The sequence below is a fragment of the Pseudomonas sp. QE6 genome (assembly GCF_041379005.1).
Classification (GTDB): Bacteria; Pseudomonadota; Gammaproteobacteria; order Pseudomonadales; family Pseudomonadaceae; genus Pseudomonas.
Window position 1 is genome coordinate 377,731 of record NZ_CP166873.1, and the last position, 12,006, is coordinate 389,736.

The 12,006-nt window shown below is 65.8% G+C and carries 11 protein-coding genes and 1 riboswitch; of the genes, 3 read left to right on the forward strand and 8 right to left on the reverse strand.

From position 1 onward, the window contains the following. Positions 1-10 precede the first annotated feature (10 nt). From ACAW63_RS01765 to ACAW63_RS01780, 4 genes are all read right to left on the reverse strand, one after another. Complete coding sequence (locus ACAW63_RS01765; protein ID WP_371231242.1) at positions 11-634, reverse strand: YqiA/YcfP family alpha/beta fold hydrolase; 624 nt, start codon at positions 632-634, stop codon at positions 11-13. A 79-nt stretch (positions 635-713) separates the two neighbouring features. After that, a complete protein-coding gene (gene cpdA / locus ACAW63_RS01770; protein ID WP_371231243.1) occupies positions 714-1,532 on the reverse strand; it encodes a 3',5'-cyclic-AMP phosphodiesterase in 819 nt (272 codons plus the stop codon). 158 nt (positions 1,533-1,690) lie between these two features. Then, positions 1,691-2,149, reverse strand: a complete 459-nt coding sequence (locus tag ACAW63_RS01775) for a DUF1249 domain-containing protein (protein WP_331317751.1) — start codon at positions 2,147-2,149, stop codon at positions 1,691-1,693. After that, a complete protein-coding gene (locus ACAW63_RS01780; RefSeq protein ID WP_275608927.1) occupies positions 2,140-2,757 on the reverse strand; it encodes an NUDIX domain-containing protein in 618 nt (205 codons plus the stop codon). Before ACAW63_RS01780 ends, ACAW63_RS01775 begins: the two co-directional genes overlap by 10 nt. 207 nt (positions 2,758-2,964) lie before the next feature. Between ACAW63_RS01780 and ACAW63_RS01785 the strand changes: the two genes are divergently transcribed. Beyond that, positions 2,965-3,717 carry an RsiV family protein gene (locus ACAW63_RS01785; RefSeq protein WP_371231246.1) on the forward strand — a complete coding sequence of 251 codons (753 nt, stop codon included), beginning with the start codon at positions 2,965-2,967 and terminating at the stop codon, positions 3,715-3,717. A 104-nt stretch (positions 3,718-3,821) separates the two neighbouring features. Here the strand turns inward: ACAW63_RS01785 and cytX are convergent, their stop codons facing one another. Next, positions 3,822-5,108 carry a putative hydroxymethylpyrimidine transporter CytX gene (gene cytX, locus ACAW63_RS01790; protein WP_371231247.1) on the reverse strand — a complete coding sequence of 429 codons (1,287 nt, stop codon included), beginning with the start codon at positions 5,106-5,108 and terminating at the stop codon, positions 3,822-3,824. A 137-nt stretch (positions 5,109-5,245) separates the two neighbouring features. Next, the gene (gene thiC / locus ACAW63_RS01795) at positions 5,246-7,126 is read right to left on the reverse strand and encodes a phosphomethylpyrimidine synthase ThiC (RefSeq protein WP_371231249.1); all 1,881 of its coding nucleotides are present in this window, start codon (positions 7,124-7,126) and stop codon (positions 5,246-5,248) included. A 111-nt stretch (positions 7,127-7,237) separates the two neighbouring features. Continuing rightward, positions 7,238-7,344: riboswitch (TPP riboswitch) on the reverse strand. 173 nt (positions 7,345-7,517) lie between these two features. Between thiC and ACAW63_RS01800 the strand changes: the two genes are divergently transcribed. Next, positions 7,518-8,972, forward strand: a complete 1,455-nt coding sequence (locus ACAW63_RS01800) for a TolC family outer membrane protein (RefSeq protein WP_371231250.1) — start codon at positions 7,518-7,520, stop codon at positions 8,970-8,972. Between the two features lie 363 nt (positions 8,973-9,335). Here ACAW63_RS01800 and ACAW63_RS01805 read toward each other — a convergent pair whose 3' ends face one another. Both ACAW63_RS01805 and ACAW63_RS01810 read right to left on the reverse strand, forming a co-directional pair. After that, entirely contained in the window at positions 9,336-10,133 is a 798-nt protein-coding gene (locus ACAW63_RS01805; RefSeq protein WP_371231252.1) for a class II aldolase/adducin family protein, read from the reverse strand. Between the two features lie 70 nt (positions 10,134-10,203). After that, positions 10,204-11,247, reverse strand: coding sequence for an ABC transporter substrate-binding protein (locus tag ACAW63_RS01810; protein ID WP_371231254.1), 1,044 nt, complete (start codon positions 11,245-11,247; stop codon positions 10,204-10,206). A 314-nt stretch (positions 11,248-11,561) separates the two neighbouring features. Here ACAW63_RS01810 and ACAW63_RS01815 point away from each other — a divergent pair, with 314 nt between their 5' ends. Then, the gene (locus ACAW63_RS01815; protein ID WP_371231256.1) at positions 11,562-11,912 is read left to right on the forward strand and encodes an AraC family ligand binding domain-containing protein; all 351 of its coding nucleotides are present in this window, start codon (positions 11,562-11,564) and stop codon (positions 11,910-11,912) included. Positions 11,913-12,006: the final 94 nt, after the last annotated feature.

Consider the following 12,006-nt stretch of genomic DNA (forward strand, 5'->3'; position numbering starts at 1 on the left):
GGGTCCCTACTTAATCAGAGGAAATGCGTTCAAAGGTCGAGAAGTCTACGTCGCGCCACAGGTCGGAGGGTATACCGGCGAAGGCCAGCAGCGCCGGCAGGTGGCTGACGAAGCGCTGGAAGCCATGGTCGCCGCCCGCTTCGATGCGCAGGGCGCAGGCCCGGTAATAGCGCTCGGCGGCGCGGTAATCGAGGGTTTCGTCGGCGGTCTGCAGCCACACCTGGTAGCGCGCGCCATCGACCGGTGCCGGAACCTCCAGCTCGGCCAGGGCCTGGACGTGATCGTGCGTCAGCTCCCAGGTCTCGCCGCTGTAATAGTTGGTCTGCGGGCCGAGCTGGCCGTCGAACAGCCGGTGCGGCGCCACCGCCGGGTTGATCAGCACGGCCTTCAGGCCATGGCGCTCGGCCAGGTGGGTCGCATAGTAGCCGCCCAGGGAGCTGCCGATCAGCAGCGGCTGGCCGAGTTCGGCGATCGCTGCCTCCAGTTGCGCCATGGCCTGGCGCGGGTGGTGGTGCAGCGCGGGAACGCGCACCCTACCGTCCAGCCCCAGGTGCTGCAGGGCGGCCACGAACTGGCGCGCCTTCTGCGAGGCGGGCGAGCTGTTGAAGCCATGGATATAGAGGAATGCAGTCATGGGCCGGGAGGCTACAAGCTGCAAGCGGCATGCCGCAAGTGGGTCGAATCGAGGATGGCGACTGGTACGAGGCCCGGCCTCAATAGCCCTTGATGCTGTAGTCGACTTCGAAGTCGATGCCGGTCACCCGCGACACACCCGTTTCCAGCGAACCATCGGGATGCAGGCGCAACCAGCGGTAGCCCGGTGCGGGACTGTCGACGCAGAAATCTTCGCTGCCCGGAGTGAACTGCACGCAGGTGGACGGCGATGCCAGCAGGCGCACGTCACCGCGCATGTGATCGATCTCCTGGTGCACGTGGCCCCAGAGCAGGCAGCGGACGTTCGGGTAGCGGTCGAGCACGGCGAACAGCCGCTGTGGATTGCGGATGCCGATGCGATCCATCCACTGGCTGCCGATGGGCACCGGGTGGTGGTGGAAGCTGATCAGCAGGTGCTTGTCCGGCGCGGCCTGGATGGCGCGTTCGAGCAGGTCGAGCTGCGCATCGTTCATCTGCCCCGGCACGGCTCCCGGGATGGTGGAGTCGAGCAGGATGACGCGCCAGGCGCCCAGGTCGATCACCGGCTCGAGCAGGTCGGTGCCCGCCGTCGCTGCGCGCATCGGCTCCAGCTCGTCATGGTTGCCGGGGAACCAGCGGATCGGCGCAGCGATGGGCGCGGTGATCTCACGGAAGCGCTGGTAGGACTCCAGGCTGGCATCCTGCGACAGGTCGCCAGTGGCCAGCACCAGGTCGATGTCCGGCTGCTCGTCACGAACGAGGCGGACCACCTGGCTCAGGCTGTCGGCAGTGTCCATGCCCAGCAGACGACCATCGGGTTCGGCGAACAGATGGCTGTCGGAGAGCTGGACCAGCAGGACCGATTCGGTATCGGAGGGGGGTACGGGCACTGGAGGCAATGCGCCTTCTCCTGTGAGGCGGGCGTCCACGGATGAGAATGAGTATGGTGACAGTCACGCCCCCCGGCAAACCGGGAAAGCGTCACAGATCACATTTAGGGAGACGGGGTGGACGACGGACGGGCAGCATATCATGGCCAGTGGCCATTATTTCAGCATCAGCGCTGCAGCACCGGCTCCAGCTCATGGCCGCAGGACAGGCAATGGCTCAGCCACTCGCCGAGGAACAGGTTGAGCTGGTTCTTCTCGTCCGGCTGATGCATCGCCTGGTTCGGGTAGGGATAGATCGCCAACAGGCGGCGCGCCTGCTCCGCGCCGACCACTTCGGCCATGCGCGCGTCGTGGTACACCCGCACCTCCAGCTTGGGCGCCGGCAACCAGGGCAGGCCCAGCTCCTGGCGCACCTGCAGCACGGTGGTGTAGGGGCAGGCTTCCACCACGTCCAGCGCCAGCACGCCGAGCAGTCGCTCGCCTTCGCTGAGCGCCACGCGGCGCGAGACCTGGGCCTCGCGCATCTCGGGCAACAGGCGCATCAGGCGCAAGTAGTTCGCCTCGCAGGTCGCCTGCAATCCCGCCAGGTCGACGCGATAGCGCTCGCGCAGCAGATTCACACCCATAACCCCCTTACCTCGGCGCGGTTCAGCGCCAGCCATTGCAGGGCGAGCATGCTCGCCGCGTTGTTGATGCGTCCGTCGCGCACGGCCTGCAGCGCCTCCTCGAAGGGCAGCACGTGCACACGGATGTCCTCGCCCTCTTCCGCCAGGCCATGGATACCCGCCGCGGCGCTGCTGTCGCAGCGGCCGACGAACAGGTGCACCAGCTCGTTGCTGCCACCGGGCGAAGGCAGGTACTGGGCGATCGGCCAGAGCGAGCCGAGGGTCAGCCCGGCCTCTTCCACCGCTTCGCGGCGGGCGACCTCTTCCGGCTCCTCGTCCTTGTCGATCAGGCCGGCGACCAGCTCCAGCAGCCAGGGATTGACCCCGGCGTCCATGGCGCCGACGCGGAACTGCTCGATCATCACCACTTCGTCGCGCTGCGGGTCGTAAGGCAGAACGCAGACGGCATCGTGACGCACGAACAACTCGCGGGTCAGTACCGGGCCCATGCCACCGGCGAACTGGCGGTGCCGCAGGTGCAGCCGGTCGAGTTTGTAGAAGCCCTTGAAGCACTGTTCGCGCTTCTGGATCTCGACATCCTGGGGGCCTGGTTTGAACGTGTCCGACATCCCGTTCCACTCACTGATCGATTGAACTTCGCGCCATCCTATCGCGCCGCTTGAGGCGGCGCAGCCTCTTTCTCGGACCGCCCGGCGGGCAGCGCAGACCTGCGCCTGTACCCTGCCGCCAAGCGGCGGACTGGTTCATACTGCCCGCCGAACCGGCGGCCGCGATGACGGTCCAACCCGCCCAAGTCCGCGACGACAAGGAATCCCATGCGTCTTCTGAAACTCGCTGCCCTCGGCAGCCTCTGCCTGTTACTGGGGGCCTGCCAGGGCCTGTTCAAGCCCGGCCTCGATGAACCACTGACCGCTCGCCATACCAGCTTCGAACACCTCGAGCCCGGCTGCCAGGGCGAGCAATGTCCGCTGTTCAACCTGGACACCCTGAGCTTCGACGACGAGCCGGCGCTCAACGCGGCGATCGACCAGCAGTTGCTGGAGCTCGCGCGCAGCCCGGACGGCGCGGTGCCGGCCAGCCTCGAGGTCTACGAGAAACGCTTCCTGGACGGTGCCCAACCCGGCTGGAGCAGTTACCTGCAAGCCAAGATTCGCGAACAGCATGACGGTCTGGTGATCATCGAGCTGTCCAGCTATCGCTTCACCGGCGGCGAGTACGGTCAACCGGGACGGGCCTTCATCAATTATGACCGTCGTTTGCACAAGGTGTTGGCATTGCAGGACATTCTTCTGCCCGGCCAGGAGGAAGCCTTCTGGAAGACCGCGCGCCTGGCGCACCAGGCATGGGTGCTGCAGAACAAGCTGGATGAGCAGGACCCGAACTTCTCGAAGGACTGGCCGTTCCAGCCCACGCCGCACTTCGCCCTGACCTTCGGCGCGCTGACGCTCAAGTACGACATCGACCGCATCGCGCCGCATTCGGTCGGGCACCCGGAGCTGAAGATTCCCTATCCGCGCCTGAATGGCATCGTGAAGCCGTATTACTTCCCGGGGCGTGGGGCGCAGTAGTTTTTCTCACCGCCGGAGCGGCCGGCGGTATTTCGCGGACAAGCACCGCTCCTACAGGGCGTGCGGCGCGCTCTTCGTAGGAGCGAGCTTGCTCGCGAATCGCATCACGCCGACGCCGGCACCTTCGCGCCAATACGCCCCAGCAGCAGCTGCAGAACGCCCGCCACCACCAGCGCCGGCAGGGTCGCGCCCAGGTCCGGCTGGTAGTTCGCCAGCAGGTGATAGACCACCACGCCACCGGCCCAGGCCAGCAGCGAGCCCCAGCGCAGCCCGGGGGGAATGACGGCCGGCGCGCGGCGACGGAGGACGAAGTGGTCCACCAGCACCACGCCGAACAGCGGGGCGAATACCGAGCCGATCAGCAGCAGGAAGTTCTGGTACTGCGCCAACGGTGCGAACCAGGCGATCAGGGTGCAGATCACGCCGATGGCCAGCGCCAGGTGCTCGACCTTCAGCGGCAGCAGGATGCCACTGGACACCGCCGCCGAATGGATGTCGGCGAAGGCCTTCTCCGACTCGTCCAGCAGGATCAGCAGCAGCGGAACGCCCATGCCGGCGCCGGCCAGCGCCAGCAGCAGCGCGTTGGCGTCGCTGCCCTCGGCGAATGCCAGGGTGTAGGCCACGCCCAGGCCCATCAGCCAGAAGCAGCCGATGAAGAAGCCCAGCGCGGCGCCGCCGAAGGTGTGCCCGGCGCGCTTGCCAAAACGCGAGTAGTCGGCGATCAGCGGCAGCCAGGACAGCGGCATGGCGATGGCGATGTCGAAGCCCACGGCGAACGGCAGCGAACCGTCGCCGGCCTTGGCCCAGAGCGCGGCCAGGTCGGCGCGCCTGAACAGATCGAAAGTCAGCCAGATGCAGGCGGCGATCAGCAGCCAGATGCCCCAGCGGCGGAGCACGCGGCGGACGAAGGCGAGCGGCCCGCTGACCGCCAGCAGGGTCGCCAGCGCGCCGAATACCAGGGTCCAGAGCGCCGGACTGGTCCAGCCGCTGCCTTCGCCGAAGGCGCGGCCCGCCAGCAGACTGGCGGCATCGCGCATGACGATGATCTCGAAGGCGCCCCAACCCACCAGCTGCAGCAGGTTGAACAGCGCCGGCAGCGCGGCGCCGTGGCTGCCCAGACTCAGCTTGAGCGAGGCCATGGCCGCCAGGCCCGTGTCGGTGCCGATCACCCCGGCACTGGCCAGCAGCAGCACACCGACCAGGGTGCCGAGCAGGATCGCGCCCAGCGCACCGGCCAGACCCAGGCCGGGCGCCAGCAGGGCGCCGGTCTGCAGCACCATCAGGCCGATGCCGAGGGAGAACCAGAGGGAAAACACGTCGCGCAGGCCGAGCACGCGCTGGGCGCTGTCGACGGCGACGGTGGGGGAATAGTTGGTGGCGGTGGTGGTCACGATGCGTGCAGGGCCTAGTGTTGGTTTTATTTTGATTGCTTCAAATGTAGGAGCGAGCCTGCTCGCGAACAGCCCGGCAGCGGAGCCGCCGACGGGCGCGGTTCTCGAGCGAGCTCGCTCCTAAAGGGTGTCGCCGGTCACACCTGCTTGTAGATCACCGAACCTTCTTCCTTGAAGCGCGCGGACTGCTGCTGGAAGCCGGCCTCGATGGCTTTCTGCTCATCGGTCAGGCCATTCTCCTTGGCGTAGTCGCGGACTTCCTGGGTGATCTTCATGGAGCAGAACTTCGGCCCGCACATGGAGCAGAAGTGCGCAACCTTGGCCGAGTCCTTGGGCAGCGTCTCGTCGTGGAAGGCACGGGCGGTGTCCGGGTCGAGGCCGAGGTTGAACTGGTCTTCCCAGCGGAACTCGAAGCGTGCCTTGGACAGCGCGTTGTCGCGGATCTGCGCACCCGGATGACCTTTTGCGAGATCAGCGGCATGCGCGGCGATCTTGTAGGTGATGATGCCGGTCTTCACGTCATCCTTGTTCGGCAGGCCCAGGTGCTCCTTGGGCGTGACGTAGCAGAGCATGGCGCAACCGTACCAGCCGATCATCGCCGCGCCGATGCCGGAGGTGATGTGGTCGTAGCCCGGCGCGATGTCGGTGGTCAGCGGGCCGAGGGTGTAGAACGGCGCCTCGTCGCAGCATTCCAGCTGCTTCTCCATGTTCTCCTTGATCAGGTGCATGGGCACGTGGCCGGGGCCTTCGATCAGCACCTGGACGTCATGCTTCCAGGCAATGCGGGTCAGCTCGCCGAGGGTTTCCAGCTCGCCGAACTGGGCGGCGTCGTTGGCGTCGGCCACCGAGCCGGGACGCAGGCCATCGCCCAGCGAGAAGCTGACGTCGTAGGCCTTCATGATTTCGCAGATCTCTTCGAAGTGCGTGTAGAGGAAGTTTTCCTTGTGATGCGCCAGGCACCACTTGGCCATGATCGAGCCGCCACGGGAGACGATGCCGGTGACGCGCTTGGCAGTCAGCGGCACGTAGCGCAGCAGCACGCCGGCGTGGATGGTGAAGTAGTCCACGCCCTGCTCGGCCTGTTCGATCAGGGTGTCGCGGAAGATTTCCCAGGTCAGGTCCTCGGCGATGCCGTTGACCTTCTCCAGCGCCTGGTAGATCGGCACGGTGCCGATGGGTACCGGGCTGTTGCGCAGGATCCACTCGCGGGTTTCGTGGATGTGCTTGCCGGTGGACAGGTCCATCACCGTGTCGGCGCCCCAGCGGATGCCCCAGGTGAGCTTCTCCACTTCTTCCTCGATGGAGGAACCCAGCGCGCTGTTGCCGATGTTGCCGTTGATCTTCACCAGGAAGTTGCGGCCGATGATCATCGGTTCCAGTTCGGTGTGGTTGATGTTCGCCGGAATGATCGCGCGGCCGCGGGCCACTTCGTCACGGACGAACTCGGGGGTGATTTCCTTCGGAATGCTGGCGCCGAAGCTCTGGCCCGGATGCTGGGCGTCGAGCAGGCCGGCGGCGCGGGCTTCCTGCAGCTTCATGTTCTCGCGGATGGCGATGTATTCCATCTCGGGCGTGATGATGCCCTGGCGCGCGTAGTGCATCTGCGTGACGTTCTTGCCGGCCTTGGCGCGGCGCGGGGTACGCACATGAGCGAAGCGCAGGGCGTCGAGGCTGGGGTCGGCCAGGCGGGACTTGCCGAACTCGGAGGTCAGGCCGGGGAGGATTTCGGTGTCGCCGCGTTCGTCGATCCAGCGCGAACGCACGTCCGGCAGGCCCTTGCGCAGGTCGATGCGTACGTCCGGATCGGTGTAGGGGCCGGAGGTGTCATAGACCATCACCGGCGCGTTCTTCTCACCACCGAAGGCGGTGGGGGTATCGGCGAGGGAGATTTCCCGCACGGGGACACGGATGTCCGGGCGCGAGCCGGTCAGGTAGACCTTTTTCGAATTCGGGAAAGGCTGGGTCGACTGGCGGTCCAGCTGTTCAAGGCGGGTGACGTTGTTTTTCTGGGTGCTCATCCTGGCTCTCCTGGGGGTGATTGCCGGGGAGAACCTGGACCGAAGGAGCCGCACCGAGCGGCGAAAGGACGCATCCCTTGAAGGGCTGGGGCCGGGGCGGAAAGGCGCCGGGGATGCGGACTTCTTGTTCCCTACGCGGGTCTTAACCCGATCAGGTTCAACGGGATCCGGAACTATCCGATCTCAGCCCTTCGCATGGGGCACCCCGACAAGAACGCCCGCAGTCTAATCAAGTGCACAAGGATTAGCCAATGCCGTCTGACCGAAAACCATGCAATTACCTGCAGGCAGCTACACTCCTGCCTCGGAAGGCTCGTACGAAGGTGCCTTGACCGCTCCCGGCGGCAACCGTAGCCTTGCTCCACCTCGCATCACTTTCTAGGACGAACGAATGCTGCGCAGACTCTCCCTGGCTGTCGCCGTTGCTGCTACGACAGGCTTTGCCTGGGCTGCCCAGCCCGCTCCGGCCGCCTCTCCCCTGCCGACCAAGACGGACCTGATCCGCGTCTACAAGGACGCCGTCGACAACAACGCCGACCTCGCCGCCGCGCAGGCTGACTATCTGGCCCGCAAGGAAGCCGTGCCGCAGGCACGTTCCGGCCTGCTGCCGCAGATCAACGCCGGCGCCAACGTGGGCAGCAACCGCACCTCGCTGGACGAACCCAACGCCACGCTGAACCGCAGCAGCCAGGTGCTCCAGGCGACCCTGAGCCAGCCGCTGTTCCGCGCCGACCGCTGGTTCCAGCTCAAGGCGGCGGAAAACGTCAGCGAACAGGCCCAACTGGAATTCTCCGCGACCCAGCAGGCGCTGATCCTGCAGAGCGCCGAGACCTACTTCGGCGTGCTCCGCGCCCAGGACAACCTGGCCGCCAGCAAGGCCGAGGAAGCGGCGTTCAAGCGCCAGCTCGACCAGTCCAACGAACGCTTCGACGTCGGCCTGTCGGACAAGACCGACGTGCTCGAATCCCAGGCCAGCTACGACACCGCGCGGGCCAACCGCCTGGTGGCCGAGCAGCAGGTGGATGACGCCTTCCAGGCCCTGGTCACCCTGACCAACCGTGAATACAGCGCCCTCGAAGGCATCCTGCACACCATGCCGGTGGTCGCGCCGATGCCCAACGACGCCAAGGCCTGGGTGGATACCTCGGTGCAGCAGAACCTGGCGCTGCAGGCCAGCAACTATGCGGTCGACGCGGCCGAAGAGACCCTGCGTCAGCGCAAGGCCGGCCACCTGCCGACCGTCGACGCCGTGGCGCAATACCAGAAGGGCGACAACGACGCTCTGGGCTTTTCCAACACCGGAGTGCCCGGTGATCCGCACTATGGCAAATGGGTCGACGAGAGCAGCATCGGCCTGCAGTTGAACGTGCCGATCTACACCGGCGGCCTGACCAGCTCCCAGGTCCGCGAGGCCTACCAGCGTCTGAACCAGAGCGAGCAGCTGCGCGAAAGCCAGCGTCGCCAGGTGGTGCAGAACGCCCGCAACCAGCACCGCGCAGTGAACACCGACGTGGAGCAGGTGAAGGCGCGGCGCCAGGCGATCATCTCCAACCAGAGTTCGCTGGAAGCCACCGAGATCGGCTACCAGGTCGGTACCCGCAACATCGTCGACGTGCTGGATGCCCAGCGCTCGCTGTACAACTCGGTGCGCGACTACAACAACACCCGTTACGACTACATCCTCGACAACCTGCGCCTGAAGCAGACCGCCGGCACTCTGGCGCCGAGCGACCTGGAAGCACTGAGCAGCTACCTCAAGCCCGACTACAACCCGGACAAGGACTTCCTGCCGCCGGACCTGGCCAAGGCCGCCGAGGCGCAGCTCAAGTCCAGTCCCAAGTACTGACCGAGCGCTACGCAAAAGCCCCGCATCGCGGGGCTTTTTCTTTGGGCCTTGGTCACGCCACGGCACCCTGTAGGAGCGGACCTTGTCCGCGAAATCCCGACCGACACGTCCGGGACAGTCCGGCAGAAAGCGAATCCCTTCGCGGACAAGGTCCACTCCTACAAGGGCAGCACCGGACACAGGACCGGGCGTATAACGCTCGACGTTATACGCCGTTTGCCCCAGGCGCCACGGCACTCCGGGACGAATGCTCTCAAGGCGCTAAGAACATGGCCATAGTGCCGGCAATACGCACGGTGTATCGGCGTACAACCGCGAACGGTTGTACGCCCTACGCCTTCGCTGGCTCGTGCGTACTTCAGCTCAGTCCCGATACCCCGGCGACACCCGATCCAGCATCCGCAACAGCGCCGCCCAGGCCAGGTCATTGCCATCCGTATCGTTCAATTCGCCCTCGGCCAGCGGCCGCTGCGGCGCGTTGAACTGTTGCTCGGTATACCGGCAGACCGCCTCCGACGGAATCACCAGTTCGCCGCCGGCCTGCGCCGCCAGCTGGATGTCGCAGGCCTTCTCCAGGTAGTACATGCGCAGGAACGCCTGCTGCACGGTCTGGCCCACGGTCAGCAGGCCGTGGTTGCGCAGCATCAGGCCGATGTGCTCCTCGCCCAGGTCGCGCACCAGGCGCGCCTGCTCGTCCATCGACAGGGCGATGCCTTCGTACTCGTGGTAGCCGAGCCGTCCGTAGAACTCCATGGACATCTGGTTCAGCGGCAGCAATCCGCAGGCCTGCGCGGCCACCGCGCAACCGGCGCGGGTGTGGGTGTGCAGCACGCACTGCGCATCCTCGCGAGCGCCGTGGATGGCGCTGTGGATGACGAAACCGGCCGGGTTGACCTTGTACGGCGTCGGCTCCACCGGATGGCCGGAGAGGTCGATCTTCACCAGGCTCGACGCGGTGATCTCGTCGAACATCAGCCCGTAGGGGTTGATCAGGAAGTGGTGCTCGGGACCGGGGATGCGCACCGAGATATGGGTGAAGATCAGGTCGCTCATGCGGAAATGCGCGATCAGCCGGTAGCAGGCCGCCAGCTCCTCGCGCAGTTTCCACTCCTCGGGCGGACAAGTGGCGCGGCTCACGGCCTGCGCCGACATCGACGTCATGGTGCACTCCTCCTCACACGGATCTCTTCTCATGGAGAAACGCCGGGGAATCGCTTCCCCGGCGCCACGCTCACTGGGCGGCCCAGGCGTTGAAGCGCTCTTCCAGCTCTTCGCCGTGGTCGACCCAGAACTCATCATCCATCGCCAGCCCCTGGGGCAGGTTCTGCGGCGAGGTCGGCACCCAGCCGGCCAGCTCCGACGGCAGCCGCTCGGCGGCCTGCTTGTTGGTCGGACCATAGGGGATGTGCTTCACATAATCCACCTGGGCATCGGACTGGTTGGCAAAGGCGATGAAACGCTTGGCCGCATCGACGTGCTGCGAGCCCTTGATGATCGCCCAGTAATCCATGCCGTACAGGCTGCCCGGCCAGACCAGCTGCAGGTTGCGCCCGCCCTTGAAGGCATCGGCGATGCGCCCGGTGTAGGTAGTGGTCATCACCACGTCACCGGCGGCCAGCCATTGCGCGGGCTGCGCGCCGGCCTCCCACCACTGCACGAAGGGCTTGATCTGGTCGAGCTTGGCGAAGGCGCGATCGACGCCGGCCTTGGTGCCCAGTTCCTTGTACACGTCGGCGGGCTTCACGCCGTCCGCCATCAGGGCGAATTCCAGGTTGTAGACGGCGCGCTTGCGCAGGCCGCGCTTGCCGGGGAATTTCTTCACGTCCCAGAAATCGGTCCAGGATTGCGGCGCCGGCTTGAGCTTGTCGGCGTCGTAGGCGATCGCCACGCCCCAGACCAGCGCAGCGGAACCGCAGTCCTTGGCGGCGTTGGGGATCAGTTGCTCCTTGCCGCCGATCTGCTGCCAGTCCAGCGGCACGAACAGCCCTTCGTCGCAGCCGCGGGCCAGGTCCGGGCCCTCGATCTGCACCACGTCCCAGTCGGCATGGCCGGTGTCGGCCATCACCTTGATACGGGCCATTTCGCCGTTGTACTCGCTCTGGGTCACCCCGACCCCGGACTGCTTGCTGAAGGGCTGGAAGAAGGCCGCGTCCTGGGCCTTCTGGCCGGCGCCGCCGTAGCCGACCACCACCATGTTCTCGCTGGCCTGGGCGGCAGCGCAGCAGAGTCCGAGGGCGAGCAGCAGCGAATGCACAGCGTTCTTACGGAAAGTCATTGGGCATACCCCATATAGGAGGTCACGGGCGCAGCACAGAGGACCACGCGCACGCGGGATGGGTGCGCCGAAACAACGGACAGAGGTAGATCGGTGGCCAGCGGGCGAGCCCGCAAAGCGAGGGGGGACCGTAGGGGACGGTTCATGCGCCTCTCCTCTTGTAGTTGTTGTGGAGCACGTCGCGGTTGAGCCCGGAGGACCGGGCTGGAAATGAAACTACCCAGTCACTTTTAAAAAAACAAGTTGATTTTTTACTGACGGTAAATTTTCATAGAACCAGATTAAATGACCCGTTCCGACTTCAGGAGAGTCCCGTGTCCGAGGTTCGCCACTTCCAGCAATCCGCCCTGCAATTCCAGTCCTACGCTGGCGAACCGGTCGAGCGCGCGGCCATCTGTCGCCTGATCGGCCCGACCGACAGCCAGACCATGGGCGCGGGCCTGGCGTGCTTCGATGGCGTGTCCATCGAGTGGACAGTGCTCTATGACGAACTGATCGTGGTGCTCGAAGGCAGGTTCCGCCTGCGCCTGGCCGACCGCGTGATCGACGCCGCGCCAGGCGACGTGATCTGGGTCCCCGAACGCACCCCGCTGGCCTACGAAGGCGAAAAGGCCCGCGTGTTCTATGCCCTCTATCCGGTGGATTGGCAGGCGCGCAACGCCTGAATATTTCGACCGGCTGCGCGTCGGCGGAACGGCGTTGGAAACCAGCTCGGCATGCTCATTGACTGGAGTCAACTCCGCTGCCTCGCTGGTTTCC